This window comes from Ornithinimicrobium pekingense DSM 21552, from assembly GCF_000421185.1.
Classification (GTDB): domain Bacteria; phylum Actinomycetota; class Actinomycetes; order Actinomycetales; family Dermatophilaceae; genus Ornithinicoccus; species Ornithinicoccus pekingensis.
This window is the reverse complement of the sequence record NZ_ATWJ01000001.1, coordinates 218777-234197: the sequence shown is the minus strand read 5'-3', so window position 1 is coordinate 234197 and position 15421 is coordinate 218777. Positions and strand designations below refer to the sequence as shown.

The following is a 15421-nucleotide window of genomic DNA, read 5'->3' as shown; positions in this document are numbered from 1 at the left end:
AGATGAGGGCGTCCCGAGGGGTGCGCCGGGCGTCCCTCTTGGTCTAGCCTGTGCGTTGTCGCGACCTCGGTGGGTGTGACCCGTGCGGGCAGAAACGTCGACCTTCAGCGAAAGGACGACGACATGTCGCGATCTTCCTCCACCTTTTCGTTTGTGGTTCCCTCTTGGGCGCTGATCCCTAGGGTTCCTTCCTGTACCTCTCCGACCTGTGTCCCGGGCTTTGCCACCTGGTCGAGTTGGGGATCCGGGTCGGAGGGTGACCTCCGTGCCGAAGTTGTTCACCGGGACAGCACGGTCGACGGCGAGCAGCGGTTCACCGGGCGCGTGCAGGCGGGGTTCCCACGGTGTCCGCCACGAGGCCGAATGGTCGCCCGCGACGGCTGTCCGCACACCGATCCTGGCCTCGGCGTCTGACAGCTGAGCACCGGTCCCGATCCGCTCGGAGGATGAACGGCATGCACCCCAACCTGCTCCGGCTGGATGACCTCGCCGTGCACGTGGCCACCGACCCGCATGTCCAGGCGGTCCTGGGCCTGGGCTCGGCCGGGGTCCAGACGCACCGGTTCGACGACCACTCCGACATCGACTTCTTCCTCATCACCGACACCATTGACACCAAGGACCGGTACCTGCAGGACACCAGCTGGCTTCAGGGTTTCGGTGGCCAGGTCGCCTTCAGCTTCGTCAACGACCCGAACGGGAGAAAGGCGCTCCTGGCCGACGGGCTGTTCCTGGAGTATGCGATCTTCACCCCGGAGCAGCTCGCCGCCCTGCCGGTCACCGGGGCGCGTGTGGTTTGGTCACGTGGACGGGTGGACCCGCTCGCCCTCGGGGCGGCCTTGCCGGCCGCCACCGCGATGGACACCGTGGACTTCCACCTCAACGAGGCCCTGACCAACCTCTACGTCGGTCTGCACCGCGAGCTGCGGGGTGAGCACCTGGCCGCCATGCGGTTCATCCAGGTATACGCCGTCGACCGCGTCCTGGCGCTGGTGCGGCTCGACCCCGCCACGGAGCTGGACCACCCGGACCCCTTCGAGGCGACCCGCCGCATCGAGAATGCCTCTCTACCCGGAGGTCTCCCGCTGCACCAGATGATCCGCGGCTACACGGACAACCTCAACGCCGCACGAGCAGTCCTGGCATGGCTCACCACTCACCACGACACCGCCCCCGCCATCGTCGCAGCGATCCGGGAACTGACCACGACGCTCGAAACCCGGAGCCAGACCGACAACGCATAGTGCCACCTGCGGCATTTGCGGACGTCGGCCTCGGCCTTTGCCACACGCGGCGTTGCCTTCGCAATCTGTTGCTTGCGCTCCCGTCAGCGGGCGGTCGAGCGCCCGGACGCATCCACAGATAGTGTTCCGTCGCATGGCGGACAAGTCTCAGGACAAGTTGTACTCCACGACGCTGCAGACGATCGGCGCTGTCTCGAAATTGCCCGTTGTCCGAGTCGACCGCGAGGCCTTCCTGCGTAAGCAGTTCGCAGGCTCCCCGCACCTCGACGTGATTCTCGAGCGCGGTCCGCAGGCCGTCTTCACAACTGAGTCCTTGCGACAGAAGGCCAACGGCATCATCAAGAGCAGCACCGCGAAGACGTCGCTGTCCTCCTTCGCTGCAGGCCTCCCAGGTAACCCCGCAATCATGATCGCGGCAGGCGGCGCAGACGTCGTGCAGTACTTCGGCTTCGCCATCAATCTGGCTCAGCAGATCGCGTACCTCTTCGGGGAGGACAACCTGTTCGAGGGCGGCGGAGAGCTGTCTGAGGCCGCACAGATGCGAGTCATCGCCTACCTCGGGGCAATGTTTGGTGCGGCAGGGGCGGCAGCGCTCGTGTCGCAGACCTCCAAGGTCGCGGGAGCCAATCTAGGCAAGAAGGTCGCCGCTCAAGCACTCACCAAGACAGCCTGGTACCCGCTTGTGAAGAAGGTTGGCGCGGTGATCGGGAAGCAGGTCACCAAGAAGACCGTCGAGAAGACCATCACTAAGGCCGTACCCGTTGTTGGTGGAGTGCTGTCCGGAGGGTTGACGTACGTGACCTTCCGGCCCATGGGACACCGCCTGGCCGACACGTTGGTCAAGAACCTCAACGGCGACTTCGACGACGAACTAGAGCTGAACGCCGAGTTCGCTGCGACGCTGAGTACGGTCGTGGTTTCTGTGGAGAACAGAGGCGACTGAAGAACGAGCTTCAAGACGGGGAGTTGGGGCCCCACACGGTTTATGCGGCTCGCGGCAGAGTCGTGCGCTTCCAATGGCGGTCGGCTGCGCTCGGAGGCCGAGTCGCAGGATGCGCTCGTTTCGTGCCCGGACGAATTTGATGCTGTTGTCCCGGAAGGTGGCGTAGTCCCGCGGCGTGGTGGCATAGGCGGGCAGGGGGAAGTCGGTCACGACTTCCCCGGTTAGTAACGACCTCACGCCGCCGCGATCCGGGATGACCAGGTCGTCGAGCAGGAAGAACCTTACGTAGGTGTCGAAGTCGCCGAACAGGGCGAAGAACTCGCCGTAGTAGTTGAGTCGGTGCGCCAGGGGGCTCTCCAGTTCGGGGTCCATGTAGTGCCGCCGGATGCACTCGAGGGTTAGGTCGAAACGGTCGGCGATCTGCCCTGCACTCCACGTGCTTGGTTGATGGTCTGGCCTCTCTGTCCTTCGCCGTTGCGTGGGAACAGGACATATCCCCCGATTGTGGACGCGACGCGGAAGAATTCGTCGGTGTCCTGCTCGATCTCGGCCACGAGCCGGGGGGTGAAGCGGGAGGTCCATCCGGCTGTCGACCATGTCGGGATGATCCCGTCGCTACCTAACCTGAACGCGGCCCCGTCTTCCGTGCGCAGTCTCAGCCCGTAGGCGTTGTCGTAGGTCACCTCGACCTCGAACGGCCCCACACCCTCGACGGGGCGTGTGCAGAGGGCCTGGTGCCACAGGTAGAGCCGTTCACATGTCTGGTCTGGATCCCCGCCACCGGCGTAGTGGATCGCGAAGTCCAAGTCCGGGTCGATCCCTGGGCGCACACCTCCATCTTGCCCAACGGCCGCACCCTGCGTAAGCGTCTGCTTGGCTTCAAGTGCACGTCCGCCGTCTATGGCGAGCAGTGAGCGGCCGCGGGAGTGTTCCGCGGAACACCTCGAACCGATCCCTAACCGACCCGCCCGCGATACTGAGTGCGACCGCTCCAGCCCTCGAGGCGCCACGCCGGGATCAGTAAGGCCGCGCTGACCCGGCCTAGAGTGGAATGGGTGCGCAGCTCCGAAAGAGAGGAGGCGCTCGTGGTCGCGATCTCCTTCACGCTCGCGGGTCAGCAGTTCGAGCTGTCCGACGTCGACGTGCGAACGCGCCTCGCGAACCATCATCCCGATCAGATCTACCAGTACTGGGTCGACATCGACGGCACTCGATGGCCCGTCAAGCAAGCGCTGGCGCTGGCCACCGGCCTGGCCAACAGTGAGTTCCAGTCGCAGAGCGCCCAACGCTTGCTCGCAAAGCTGGGCTTCACCATCGGAAAGGGCAGCGACGTGGTCGCTGCTCCAGCTGGTAAAGCTCGACCTTCCCGAAAGCGGGCTACCTCGCCAGATCGGTTTCCGGCACCGGCGGCAGCCGACGTAGTGCTGGTCGGCTGCGTCAAGAGCAAACGCGCGAGTGGGGCACCGGCCAAGGACCTCTACACCTCGAACTACTTCGCGAAGATGCGCGCCTACGCCGAAGGCACGGGCAAACCCTGGTACATCCTCTCCGCCGAGCACGGCCTGGTCGCTCCCGACGAATGGCTCGAGCCTTACAACTGCTACCTCGCAAAGACAGGCCCCGCCTACCAAGCAGACTGGGGCCAGAAAGTGGCGCGGCAGCTGGTGCAGGCCGTCGGCCCGCTCCAGGGCCGAATCTTCGACATCCATGCAGGTGCGACGTACGTCAAGGCCGTCGACTCCGCTGTGAGTCCGAAGGGCGCCGTCATCATCGACCAGCTCAAGGGGATGTCGATCGGCCAGCGCCTCTCCTGGTACCTCCACCAGCCAACCCCGTCCGCCGACGACGCGGCTCAGATGGTCGCCCAACTCTCAGACAGCTCGCGTGCCAGAACCTTCGACGACGTCCTGAAGACGGCGGGCAAGGGTTTGAACTCTCCTGGCATGTACAGCTGGTGGGTCGACGACGCCGGGGCAGGGGACCTCTGCGCGGGGCTCGAGCACGAGATCGCTCCGGGCCTCATCTACGCCGGACTCGCCGGGGCCACTCGCAAGAGCGGCGCAACCTCGTCAAACACCCTCCGGGGCCGCATCACGACCATGCACCTGGGCAAGAACAACGAGTTCTCTACCCTGCGTCGAAGCATCGGCTCCGTCCTGGCGCACGCGTATGGACAGCCGACCATCGACGAAGCGCGTCTCACGCTCTGGATGCATGCCCACCTTCGCATCGTGCTCATCCCAGTGGCGAACCCGCACACGCTCGATGACCTTGAGTCCGACATCCTCCGCGAGTTGGACCCACCGTTGAACCTCGCGAAGGTTCCCGGGACTCCGCTCCGACAGCGGCTCTCCGCGCTGCGAAAACAGTACGCACGCTGAGGTCGGAGCCGGCGGGACGTGAACGGGCTTCGAAGCTCGCCCTTCGGACCGCAGGGAATGTCGCCAACGATGCGAGTTGCCACGCGCGACCAGCGGCAATACAGGATGGGCGGGCGAGGTCACTGTGGGGTCGGCATGTGCGGTTCCCGATCACCTGTGCCGATCGTTGGGCGTGTGTCAGGTGGCTCGAGCAGCACGTCGATGGCCTGGAAGATGGCTTCCACTTCCGTGGGTGCGCGCGCGATCTCGTCCAGGTACACGGACGGGTACTTCTTCCAGCCGCTCGTTCGAGCCTCGTCGATCTTCGCCGACATCGACGGGATTCGTTTTAGGACCTCAGCCATCCGCTCGACCAGTCCAACAGGTATGCGGTTGGCGAGCTCGCCGAGATAGAAGTACAAGTAGGCCCTGGCCGTAGGGTTATCGGCACCGACATTGAGGTTCCACACGGGTGACGTGACTCCGGCGGCGCTGTACCAGCCGGATGCGCCTGGTGTGACGCCCTTGCCCCATCCGAACTTAACGCCCCGCCGGTGCACGTCCTCGAACAGGCGCTCGATCAAGGAGAACTCGGAAGGAGTCGTCCGGGAGCGAGCTGCCTCCAGCAGCAGATCCTCGGTCCAGAGTTGACCGGTGGAGGAGACTTTTGCTGCGACGGCCGCTGATGTGCGGCCAACCACACGTGGAACGTACACAGTGTGGCCATCCCCGACGTACTGGCGCAGCTCTACGCCGAGGACCTCGGCGGGGCTCATCTGCTCATTGAGGAACTCGATGATGCGGACCAGTTCTGGGGGCAAGGAGTCGGCCACGAAGAGCATCCGAATTCGTCCGGCAGCCAGATTCGCTTCCACTGTCTGCCAGTACTCATCCGCGTCAATGTCGGTTCTGAGGGACGCGACGAGTTCTTCGCCGGTCAAGCCCTTCGCGGCGGCCCGTTCCTCGACGCTGGTGCGCAGCGTGGCGACCGGCCAGTACTTCACACCGTTGGCTGCGTAGTCGAGCATCTGCCCGACGACTTCGCGGCGAATGCGGGTGTCCGTCGAACGCTTCACTTCTACGACCACCGGGACCCCCTCGGCATCGAGGAAAAGATGGTCGAGGCTCCAGACTGCGGGGCCGCCGGCAACGCCCGGTACTCCCATCTCCCTGCGGACGAGAATGAGACGTCCGGCCTCTTCTCCGGCTGTCGTTGGCCCGGCGATCACTTCAGGGTGATCGGCCAAGGCCCGCTGCAGGACCTGCTCCGAGGCGTACGGCTGCTGCACGAGCACCTGCAGGACATCACCACTGGTGAGGAAGATGCCTTCGTCGTTCACCTTCGTCGTCCTCTCGTGTCAACGGGCTATGGGGTCAACCGGACAGCTTCGCCAGTGTCTCCTCGCGCTCCCACCAGGACACTTGCTCCCACTGGGATGCGGCCTGGAACCGCATTCGGTTCACGTTGCGAGTGTTCATGACGGTGATCAGCAGCGCCTCGATCTCACCGATCGCCTGGTCCTGCTCCATGGGCACTGGTCGGTTCCGCTTCGTCAGGCGACGCACACCGGTGGCGTCGGTCTCCTCACTCACGGCGTCGAAGGCGAACCAACAAAACCGCGACCACGATGCGCGATGTTCGTCCTTGGTGTGGTCTCGTAGGCGCCCGCCGATCCCGGCGTTCCCCCGCGCGAGGCCGACATAATGAGCGCCATAGTCGTCGAAGAGGACGTAGACGCCTCTGGCGCGTTTGAAGTCCGCCACTTGCAGTGTGCTGCGCCGCGTTCCTCGGCGGCCCAGCAGGTCCCAGGTTCTGCCGCGGCCAGGAGCCCAGTCCACCTCGTCCCTGAACCAGAACATCCCGTAAGCGCCCACGAGCATGTGCACAGTCTGCCCGAACGGGCTCATGCGCGTCTGCCGGAAGGATTGACTCGCCCGGGGGACAGGTGGTTGCGCTACCTCTCCACGGACCGAGCTGCGGGTGCACGACCCGGTGCCTGCCTGACCACGATCCCGACACCGAGAGGCAACCAGGTTGCCTCCTGGCCGAGACCATATGAGCTGTCAGGGCAGGGCGATGCATCGATCCGATCGCAGGCTTGTTGACACCTCTTGTGCGATAGTCTTACCGTTTGTCTTGTTGCACAATCGCATCACTGGAGGTTCTCATGTCGTACCTGAACCACATCTCGGAACTGGTGGAGACCCATCGGCAGTCGATCGAGGAGGACCTGGCAGACGCACGTGCCGCCCGGGCTGAAGCGCACGCCGCTCTGGCGGCCGTCGAGCGAAGGGTGGCGTCACTGGAGGGCCTTCTCGAGCTGACCACGCCCACGGAACTCTCAAAGCCGCATACCCGAATGACCCTGCACGAGGCCATGCGCACGGTCCTCGAAAGCGTTCCGGAACGACGAATGCCAGCCGCAGAACTCGCAAAGACCATCGCAGCCCGAGGTCTGTACAGGATGCGCGACGGTCGCCCCGTCGAGGCGCAACAGGTACACGCCCGCGTCGGCCACTACCAACACATGTTCGTGCGCGACGCCCACGGCATCGGACTGGCTTAGCACCTGCTGCTGAAGCGCAAAGAACCCCACTGCTGAACGGGCGCCGTCCTCCACGCGGCATGACAGTACGTCCCGACTGCTGAACGGTCCTATGGTCGGGACCATGCCTCGAGTCGTCTTCATGTGTGGTCCCGCCGGCTCCGGCAAGTCGACGGTGGCGCGTCGCTTGGAGGCCGGCGGGATGACGCGGCTTTCTTACGACCAGGAGGCGTGGAATCGCGGACTACGAGACATGCCGTTGTCTGACGAGGCCCACGAGCAGATCAGCGCCGACCTGCGTCAGCGCCTGATCCAACTCCTCGACCGTGGGCAAAACGTCGTTCTGGACTTCTCGTTCTGGTCCCGGTCGATGCGCGAGGAATGGCGTCGGCTCGTGGCCGAGTACGGCGTCATTGCGGAGACCATCTATATGGCGACTGATAAGCAAACCTGTCTGAACCGCTTGCGAGCCAGAGCTCGCGCGCACGAGGACGACTTCATCATCACCCACAGCATCGCAACTGAGTACTTCGATCACTTCGAGCCACCCACTGACGACGAAGGGCCCCTGACCGTGCAGCGGTGAACCAACTCCCACGTAGTCCGTCCGCGCGCGACCACAGCGGCATGGTCGGACGCTACGCGTTCACAGCGGCATGAGCGAGCATGGCTGCTGTCGGCAGCAGAATGGGGTCATGACCATGACCTTGCTCGAGGGTGAACCCGCTGCGGGGCCTTGGCGGGCCCTCGACACTGCCGAGCTGGTCGATCACGTTTTACAGGTGGCCGGGCAGCCGCTGGGTCGGCCGCAGATCGTTGCCGTGGACGGCAGGGGAGCCTCAGGTAAGTCGACGCTGGCTGCTGAGCTGAAGCGTGCCGTCGCCCGTTCTGCGGTCGTCCACACGGATGACCTGGCCTGGCATGAGCCGTTCTTCGCCTGGGGGCATATGCTGCGCGAGGAGATCCTGGTGACACTGCACCGTGGGGAGGGTGTGCGGTTTCAGCCGCCGGCGTGGGGGCTGCATGGACGCGAAGGCGTGATCGAGGTTGCCGCGGAGGTGGACTTGGTCGTCATCGAGGGCGTCGGCGCAAGCCAACGCGAGTTCGAGCACTTCGTTGATGCCTCGATCTGGGTGCAGTCGGACTTTCAGGAGGCCGAGCGGCGGGGGATCGCTCGCGACATGGCCCAGGGTGTGAACGGGGATCGCGAGCAGACGATCGCGTTCTGGCACGAGTGGATGGCACATGAAGTGCGGTTTCTTGCCGAGCAACGTCCGTGGGAGCGGGCCTGCCTGGTGGTTGCCGGTTCCCCAACCATCGACCTCGATGAGGGGCAGTTCGCCGTAGCGCCTGCACCTTCGAACAACCCGTGGCTCTGATGGTAGGTGCCCCCGCATCTGCCAACGCGGCAAAGTCGGACGAGCGCAGCCGTCCTCCACGCGGCATGAGCGGATGTGTTTGACCGAGGTAGGGAGGTTGCTACCAGGCCACGGGCGCAAGGCGCAGTCCGAGTGGCCGACCGTGTGGAGCGCCACTCGGACCGCGCTGTCAGTCTTGCTGGAACCCTGCTTGGGTGTAGAGCGCGAGAGCCGCTGGGGAAGTGCCCTCGCCGATGCGCAGCGAGAGGGTGGCATCCCCGGCCCGCGCGCAGGCGTGCACCGCGGTGTCGAGCAGGGCTCGGCCGACGCCCATGCCTCGCACGTCGGGATGTACGAAAAGGTCGATGATGAAGGGTCCGTCCAGTTGGGGGTCCCAGATCGACTTATCTACCACCAGGATCGCACCAACGGGTCGGTTCTCGAAGGTGGCGACCCGGGTGAGGTCGTGGCGCAGGACGCCGAACTCGCCGGCGAAGGTGTCGTCCATCTCTTGCTGGGCGTCGCTCAGGCTGGTGGCCGCGACAGCGGGCGGGTATGCCGCGAGATAGGCGGTGGCTAGGGCGTCGCGATCAGACGTCTGGATGCCTCGGAGCTCGACGGCGTCGATGCCGCCGGGAGTGGTTGAGCAGGCGGTGAGTGAGAGGGTCATCAGGTCAGAGGGCATGGTTGTTCCGTTCGTGTCGATGGGCGTTGTTGATCTGTCATCAGGAACGGAACATGGGCCCATCGTAGGCAACGTTGACGGTGACGAGCTTCACGGAGAACTCATCGGTCGAAGACCTGGGTGTCGCATGGAGCATGTTGCCCGCCGACTTGGGAGGAACACTCGGAGCGGCAAAGTCGGATGGGTGGCCGACGTAGGGGTGGCTGCAACGATCGCGGCCGAGGTGTCACGGAGAAGGCTCGTCCTCAACGTGCTCTTCGGCCGTAGGCAAGAAGATGATCCCGCGCTCGAGATCTATCCCAGCAGCATGAGGGTCGTCCTCGGCCTCCGAACCGGGCAGCTGAGCCTCGATCCGCTTGCGATCCCGTTCTTCGGCCAGGTGCTTGTGGCCAGGGTTGAACAGCTCGATGAGGTCGTCCCAGCTCATGGCGCCACCCCTTCCTCGCCTGACCTTAGCGTCCGACGAACGAAAAGGAGGCCGCGCGCAGGAACATGCCACCGCGGCGGCCCGGGAGTGTTCGGCGGAACACCCCAGCGCAAGGCGGCAACCGACGGGCGGCATGACCGGATGCTTGTCGCTGGGCTACTCGCCGGTGATCTCGAAGCATGCGTCGTTGTGGGCCTGTAGACCCAGCCCTTGTCATAGTCGCGCCCCGCGGGGGTCAGTGGTCCCTGCTTGGGGATCACTTGTGGTGACTTCAAGCATCTCGCCTCACATCAGGCGGCGCGCCACCCGGACAGGCCGTTCAGCCGCGTACGCAGAACGTGACCTGGGCGTAACCCACGGGAGTGGCTCCGCGCAGCACACTGGACTCCACAGGGAGGTGCGGGGTGCGACGGACATGGTCAGCACGACGTGGGTGGCGAACACCTGGTCGGGTGGGGCCTGGGGCGCTTCTGTCGGGGATGCTGCTGGTGAGCGCCTGTGGGACGCAGACGGGGGCAGGGCCAGGGGCGTCAGAGGGAACCCCCGCCGTCACGACGGAGGGCATTGCCGGCTTCCCGGCGTGCGCCGACGTGCCCCAGTTTCGGGCCGACGAGTCGCTCTACCGGGACGAACCGGTCTACGGCAACGCAGACGAGCTGGTCCAGGACGTTCACGAGTGGGCGGCCGCGCAACCTGGATTCGTCGAGGTCGGGCTGGACCGGGAACGCAACGGGTGGGTCACGGTCTGGGTCAAGGACGCCGACGTCGAGGCCATGTCTGAGCAGATCGCCGAGCGCTGGCCCGGTGAGGGGATCGTGGTCGTGGAGGTGCCCTGGACCGTCGGCGAGCTGCAGTCGCTCGTCACCGAGGTCACTGCGGCCCTGGACCAGGCCGGCGTGCGCACCGGCGGGAGTGCGCTGATGCCGCATCATGGCGTGGCCGAGATCAGCCTGGGGGTGATCACGCCAGAAGCCGAGGAGGTCCTGGCCCGCTTCGTCGGGCGTCCCCTTTGCGTCGAAGGCATCCCCGCCGATGATGCACCTAAGGAAAAGGATCAGCCACTCGCTGGTGAGGGCTGGCGTCTGCTCGGGGAGGACGAGACGGGCGAGGCCTACCGCTCGGGGGTCGCGACGACGGATGCTCAACTGGACCAGTTGTGGGCGCTGGCCGGCCTCGAGGGCGAGCCCTCGACCGTTGACTGGGAAAGCGAGATCGCCGTGTGGTTCGGTGCGGTCTACGGAAGCGGGTGCCCGGTCCGGATGGAGGGCGTGATCGTCGAGGGCGACCTGCTGCACGCCGACCTGGTGGTCCCGAACGCGGTGTACGGCTGCAACGACGACGCCAACCCGCACGCGTTCGTCGTGGCGGTGGAGCGTCAGCTGCTGCCCGAAGGGCCCTTCCGGGTGCAGTTGGAGGCCCGCGATCCCTATCCCGGCACCGCGGAGGAGCGCACTGTCGTCGACGTCGACCTGTCCGCTCTCGGCAGCACCGCTACCGACGAGCAGCTGCACCTGGACCCGACGCTGCTCATACCTGCCGAGCCCCCGCTCGTCACGGACGGCGACGCGTTGCACGGTGACGAGGCGATGCGTTACCTCTACCGCGACGACCCGGGGTGCGAGGTCCCGACCCTCGGCCCGCTCGACGGCTCAGTCTGGCGGTTGGCCGACCGGGAGGCGCCCTGGGATGTGGAGAACGGCGAGGAGCTCACCCTTTACCCGCTCGGCGGAGAGGACGACCAGATCATCGCCTCCACGCAGCAGATGGACTGGATCTTCGCGCGGCTCCCCCAGGGCAGCACCTGCCCCTGAGTCCGTCGAGTGTCCACCTTCGGCCGGTGGCAGTTCCGGACCTCCCGGTCACCGCCGTAATAGCTGCAGCCATGCGTCAGTGCGGCAATAGCGGATGGGGGAGCTGCGGATTTGCTACACGTCGTCCGGACGCAGTCCCCAGTAGGGCGGTCGTCGGGTATCCCCGCGTAGGGCTATATTGCCTGCGATTCCGCATCGTCAAACCACGAGATCGTGAAGTTCGTCTCCTGCCCAGGTCTCCAGCCCAAGCCACTGACCAGGTGCGGCTGCTTGACATCCCAGCGCACTCGCCCGGAGCGCCTCATGCGAGAACTCGCACGGTGCGGTCTTCGCTCCTCAGTCGCACTCGCTGGTGCGCGCCCTCCGTCATAGCCACACGGGTCCAGCCCGGATCAGTCGCCAGAGGCGCGAGCAGGAGCATGGCCGCGGCTATGGAGGCCAACCGGTGCACCCGCGCTACTCTCTGTAGTGATTCAGTCTATGCCGCATTAGCACATTCGTCGTGCCAGACGGTCACGCCCGCCTTCGCTCCCCAGTTCTCCAGATCGCGATATAGGGCGAGCTCCCGAAAATTCCTACAGGCGTGCAGGGCCGCCTTGAGCAAAGTCTCCACAGTTCGCCCAGCCAAACTGGGGCCGCCCCTTTTGGCGACTGCGATGGCGACCAATTGGGCTATGTCATGGCCTCGGCATAGCCGACTGTCCCGGTCACCCAGGGGGGTCGAGAACGATTTCCTAAAATGACGATCGACGCACCGTTCACAGATGCTGTCCGGATGTGACCGCGCCGCAATGATTCCTGCCATCCAGTGCATGTCTACAAACGAATTCAGGGCATCTGGCGTGGGCGAGGCTCCGAAAGGCAGACCGGATAAAGAGAGTTTCCAATCACGGCGGACAGAATCGAGCCTGAGGCGCCCTACCGCAAAAGCGACCGCCGAAATGTCATCCACCATGCCGTCTACTTCTTCACGCGTGTACCTAGCGGGTGGAAAAAGAGGAGCCATGAACACAGCCCCGCCGGCAGGACCGAAGAAGGCGCACGCCTCGATGTCACCTTGGTCCGTCGAGAACACGTTATCGGGAAGCTTTGTCCCGAGGAACGCATCAACGTCTGCGTCCACCACAGCACAGATGCGCGTTAACGACTGGATGTTAGCCATAGTCGCTACGTTGATAGCCTTGATCCTATTGCCACATGCGATGCTCATCATCTCCTCAGGCTCGAGGTGTGCTTCGAAGACCTGAGAATCGTAGCCGCTCTCCGTCAGGAGAATCCCGCGCGCGTCTGCGCTACGATTTAGTAGGATCCAGGCAAAGATGTCATCAGAGGTTAGTTCTTCAAAAAGTTGCATGTATGCCTACGCAAAAAGTGAGGGGTCTGGCTCCAGCGCGATAGCCCGGTCCCACCACTTGTTTATAACCTGAGGCGAATGCGTGGCGATGATGAACTGCATGGGGACGACCTCAGCAATCGTTTCTAGGTCCGCTATAAATTGCTGTTGCCACACGACGTGAAGGGAGATTTCCGGTTCGTCGATGAGCACTAGACTCCCGGGCACTGTCTTGAACAAGAGGTTGTACGCAAGAACCAGTTCGTGCTGCTCACCACTGGAGAGTCCGTCCGGCGGGACTGCCCGGCCGGAAGCGGTCTTTATGGTGAAGCCTAGGTCTGGGTCGATCTGCATACCCTTGTAGAGAAACTTCGAATTGACGATATCGACGAACCGTTCCAGCCTTGCGAGCAGAGCGTCGAACGTTCGCAACTTCTTGTCCATATCCGCCAAGTAGGTCCAGAGCACCTTGCGCTCGAGAGGTTCTAGGACCCGATCAGGGAGCGGCAGTTCTTCAGCATTGTCAGCTAGGCCCACCCTAGACAGGGCGGCCCGCTTCTTCCTTTGGGTCTCGAATGCACTGCGTATTTCGGCATCCGTAACTGAGTCATCTAACGGTGTGTCAACCATAATGCGTCGCGGAAACGTTCGGTCGAGACGTGCTGCTGTTTTAGAGTTCTCGGCCAATGTGTCCTTGATGTTCTTGGCGAGATCCTCGCGATACTCTTGAACTGCGGGCCTATTCCTACGCTTGCCTCCTGGCTCCTCCGTTTCTGTTCCGACAACTAAGCGCTGCGTCTCAATCATGTGTGACGCAACGCCCTCGCAGTAGTTGCTGAGCCAGTCTGGAGGTGCCATCAGGTCCGGTCGTCGGTGCCGCAAGGCGGCGTACGCGTCTCGTTGACGATAGCGTGCCCTGTTGCGCTCGAGAGCATAAACATATTCTCGCTCGGCGGCTCGAGAGTATTCAAAAGCCAGTGTTTCCGCTTGAGCTGCGGACTCTCCCCTCAATCCGTATTCATTCTCGAATTCGCGCCTTGGGGACCACTCTTGCTTGATCTTATTGGGAGCGACGAGCGTAAAGTTTACATCAAGAGCGGCCAGCCATGCTTGCACGCGGTCTTCTTCGAAGGGAGGCCGCCCCTCTGGATCTCCAGCGTTCGCTACTATCAAGTGGTGATTGTCATCGAAAGTTAAGGTGGCTTCTTCGAAAGGAATGCGCGAAAGACTCCCCAACTCTAGCTGCAATGCCGAGTTGATAATATCTAGCACTTTCGTTTTTCCGATACCGTTTGGGCCATACAAGATTGTCACTGAAGAAGATCGAGAGAAATTGATGGTGTGGTCGAATTGACCTAGCAGACCGGTTACTCGGAACTTGGTCAGCTGGCGCATAAGGCTCCCTCTGTGGCGGTGATGGATGCACCCTACCTGCGGAGCCATGAGTTGTGGTCGAGCGGCACCGTCGACGAGCAAGGTACCTACTCTCCGTTGGTATCAGCCTCTTGTCGCGCAGAACCAAGGTCCGCTCATCGGCGGATGCGTGATGTCACGCGCGCCTGGGAAGGTCTGGCCGACCCTCCGTCTCCAAGCGCGGGGAGTGCTGTGACGCACCTCTGGGGTGCATCGTTTCGGTGGCCGCGAGGGAGGGGAAAGTGGCCAGCATGCTCGCGGCGATCGCAGCTTCCCGTAAGGGCACAAACGAACTCCCCGCTGACGGACGGCTGACCTCCCCGTACGGGGCCAGGGGACCGGCCGAACGGCCCTCAACGCGTGTCCCAGGGGTGATGACGGAACGCCAAAGTTGTGTTGTGAAGTGCGGACCGGGCTGGGCCGGTGCTGCTCAGCGGGTGTTGTTGAGGATGAGCCGGACGGCCTCCTCTGGTGCGTCCCATTGAGGGAAGTGCCCGCACCGCTCGAACCAGTGCAGCGCCGCGTCCGGGAAGGCCGCTAGGGCACGCGAGGCCTGCCGGGGCAGGGTCACCAGGTCGCGGCGACCCCAGCCGATGGTGGCCCGGCCCGGGAGGGTGCCTGCGGGGGCTCCTGCCTGCTTGGGGCCCTTGGTCAGGGCGTCCATGGCTGGGCCGGTCGCCGGCGCCTCTGCCAGCCCGCGCAGGTCCGGCAGCACCGTTTCGGCGGAGAGCGCCCAGGGTCTGGCGGAGAACTGCGCCAGCAACGCTGTTCGCGTGACCGGATTGCCCAGCAGGGTGGGCAGCACCTTGTACAGCGCGCCGACGAGCTTGATAGAGGGCCGTAGGGTGGCCCCGAAGACGGCGAGTTCGCGGTCGGTCCAGAAGCCGCCCGGATCCAGAGCGACGGTGTCTCCGCCAACCCCGCGACGCGCGAGCTCGAGCACTATCCGGCCACCCACGGACTGCCCGGCGGTGGAGACCTTCCCGAGCCCCTGCTCGTGGATGAACTCCGCGACCGCGTCGGTCAGGGTGGCGATCGAGACCTCGCCCGGCAGCGATGGGGTCTGGCCGAAGCCGGGCAGGTCGACGGCGATGACCTCGCGTCGCGCGGCCAACCCGTCCATGATCGGGGACCAGGAGCGTAGGCCCGCGCCGAGACCGTGTACGAGCAGCAATGGGCTGCCGCTGCCGCGCCGAACGTGATGCAACACCATGGGTTGAACTGTATGCGCGGTGATCCTCGGCGCACCCCGGTGCTTGGCTCTCGTCCAGGTGGGGTGCAACCGGTACGCGTCCGTCCCC

The 15421-nt window shown here is 64.3% G+C and carries 14 protein-coding genes and 1 pseudogene; 7 read left to right on the top strand and 8 right to left on the bottom strand.

From position 1 onward, the window contains the following. Positions 1-446: 446 nt before the first annotated feature. Positions 447-1244 (top strand): hypothetical protein, encoded by a 798-nt coding sequence (locus tag K330_RS18320; RefSeq protein WP_156875635.1) that lies wholly within the window; start codon positions 447-449, stop codon positions 1242-1244. A 133-nt stretch (positions 1245-1377) separates the two neighbouring features. Next, positions 1378-2187: a hypothetical protein gene (locus K330_RS0101170; protein ID WP_022920028.1), complete on the top strand. Its 810-nt coding sequence runs from the start codon at positions 1378-1380 to the stop codon at positions 2185-2187. Here the strand turns inward: K330_RS0101170 and K330_RS24640 are convergent. Next, positions 2116-3353 (bottom strand): annotated as a pseudogene (locus K330_RS24640) (DUF6994 family protein). The gene K330_RS0101170 and the pseudogene K330_RS24640 sit on opposite strands and share 72 nt — an antisense overlap. On the opposite strand from K330_RS24640, the gene K330_RS18315 reads away from it, so the two are divergent. Beyond that, entirely contained in the window at positions 3243-4568 is a 1326-nt protein-coding gene (locus K330_RS18315) for a DUF6884 domain-containing protein (protein WP_202804480.1), read from the top strand. The pseudogene K330_RS24640 and the gene K330_RS18315 sit on opposite strands and share 111 nt — an antisense overlap. A 119-nt stretch (positions 4569-4687) precedes the next feature. On the opposite strand, the gene K330_RS22330 is transcribed toward K330_RS18315, so the two are convergent. Further along, the gene (locus tag K330_RS22330; RefSeq protein WP_022920025.1) at positions 4688-5887 is read right to left on the bottom strand and encodes a PDDEXK family nuclease; all 1200 of its coding nucleotides are present in this window, start codon (positions 5885-5887) and stop codon (positions 4688-4690) included. A gap of 34 nt (positions 5888-5921) precedes the next feature. Then, positions 5922-6455 carry a GIY-YIG nuclease family protein gene (locus K330_RS0101150; RefSeq protein WP_029202177.1) on the bottom strand — a complete coding sequence of 178 codons (534 nt, stop codon included), beginning with the start codon at positions 6453-6455 and terminating at the stop codon, positions 5922-5924. Positions 6456-6715: 260 nt separating this feature from the next. Here K330_RS0101150 and K330_RS0101145 point away from each other — a divergent pair, with 260 nt between their 5' ends. From K330_RS0101145 to K330_RS0101135, 3 genes are all read left to right on the top strand, one after another. Beyond that, entirely contained in the window at positions 6716-7114 is a 399-nt protein-coding gene (locus K330_RS0101145; RefSeq protein WP_022920024.1) for a hypothetical protein, read from the top strand. A gap of 103 nt (positions 7115-7217) precedes the next feature. Continuing rightward, the gene (locus K330_RS0101140; protein WP_143784139.1) at positions 7218-7679 is read left to right on the top strand and encodes a P-loop nucleotide/nucleoside kinase family protein; all 462 of its coding nucleotides are present in this window, start codon (positions 7218-7220) and stop codon (positions 7677-7679) included. A 109-nt stretch (positions 7680-7788) separates the two neighbouring features. Next, a complete protein-coding gene (locus tag K330_RS0101135; protein WP_022920022.1) occupies positions 7789-8472 on the top strand; it encodes a uridine kinase family protein in 684 nt (227 codons plus the stop codon). Between the two features lie 169 nt (positions 8473-8641). On the opposite strand, the gene K330_RS0101130 is transcribed toward K330_RS0101135, so the two are convergent. Both K330_RS0101130 and K330_RS0101125 read right to left on the bottom strand, forming a co-directional pair. Next, a complete protein-coding gene (locus K330_RS0101130; protein ID WP_022920021.1) occupies positions 8642-9136 on the bottom strand; it encodes a GNAT family N-acetyltransferase in 495 nt (164 codons plus the stop codon). A gap of 226 nt (positions 9137-9362) precedes the next feature. After that, entirely contained in the window at positions 9363-9563 is a 201-nt protein-coding gene (locus K330_RS0101125) for a DUF6191 domain-containing protein (RefSeq protein WP_022920020.1), read from the bottom strand. A gap of 590 nt (positions 9564-10153) precedes the next feature. On the opposite strand from K330_RS0101125, the gene K330_RS0101120 reads away from it, so the two are divergent. Beyond that, a complete protein-coding gene (locus K330_RS0101120; protein ID WP_156875634.1) occupies positions 10154-11374 on the top strand; it encodes a hypothetical protein in 1221 nt (406 codons plus the stop codon). A gap of 478 nt (positions 11375-11852) precedes the next feature. Here the strand turns inward: K330_RS0101120 and K330_RS23485 are convergent, their stop codons facing one another. The 3 genes from K330_RS23485 to K330_RS0101110 all read right to left on the bottom strand — a co-directional run bounded on the left by K330_RS23485 (position 11853) and on the right by K330_RS0101110 (position 15333). Further along, positions 11853-12587, bottom strand: coding sequence for a hypothetical protein (locus K330_RS23485; protein WP_156875633.1), 735 nt, complete (start codon positions 12585-12587; stop codon positions 11853-11855). Positions 12588-12734: 147 nt separating this feature from the next. After that, positions 12735-14102 (bottom strand): AAA family ATPase, encoded by a 1368-nt coding sequence (locus K330_RS23060; RefSeq protein WP_169448438.1) that lies wholly within the window; start codon positions 14100-14102, stop codon positions 12735-12737. Positions 14103-14550: 448 nt separating this feature from the next. Next, positions 14551-15333, bottom strand: coding sequence for an alpha/beta fold hydrolase (locus tag K330_RS0101110; RefSeq protein WP_022920017.1), 783 nt, complete (start codon positions 15331-15333; stop codon positions 14551-14553). Between the last annotated feature and the right edge of the window lie 88 nt (positions 15334-15421).

Bases quoted from the DNA above. Each gene is read 5' to 3' on its own strand.
- K330_RS0101145 (WP_022920024.1), top strand. From the start codon at position 6,716: ATGTCGTACCTGAACCACATCTCGGAACTGGTGGAGACCCATCGGCAG.
- K330_RS0101125 (WP_022920020.1), bottom strand. From the start codon at position 9,563: ATGAGCTGGGACGACCTCATCGAGCTGTTCAACCCTGGCCACAAGCAC.
- K330_RS23060 (WP_169448438.1), bottom strand. From the start codon at position 14,102: ATGCGCCAGCTGACCAAGTTCCGAGTAACCGGTCTGCTAGGTCAATTC.
- K330_RS0101140 (WP_143784139.1), top strand. From the start codon at position 7,218: ATGCCTCGAGTCGTCTTCATGTGTGGTCCCGCCGGCTCCGGCAAGTCG.
- K330_RS0101150 (WP_029202177.1), bottom strand. From the start codon at position 6,455: ATGAGCCCGTTCGGGCAGACTGTGCACATGCTCGTGGGCGCTTACGGG.
- K330_RS18320 (WP_156875635.1), top strand. From the start codon at position 447: ATGAACGGCATGCACCCCAACCTGCTCCGGCTGGATGACCTCGCCGTG.
- K330_RS0101110 (WP_022920017.1), bottom strand. From the start codon at position 15,333: ATGGTGTTGCATCACGTTCGGCGCGGCAGCGGCAGCCCATTGCTGCTC.
- K330_RS23485 (WP_156875633.1), bottom strand. From the start codon at position 12,587: ATGATGAGCATCGCATGTGGCAATAGGATCAAGGCTATCAACGTAGCG.
- K330_RS0101170 (WP_022920028.1), top strand. From the start codon at position 1,378: ATGGCGGACAAGTCTCAGGACAAGTTGTACTCCACGACGCTGCAGACG.
- K330_RS0101135 (WP_022920022.1), top strand. From the start codon at position 7,789: ATGACCATGACCTTGCTCGAGGGTGAACCCGCTGCGGGGCCTTGGCGG.
- K330_RS0101130 (WP_022920021.1), bottom strand. From the start codon at position 9,136: ATGCCCTCTGACCTGATGACCCTCTCACTCACCGCCTGCTCAACCACT.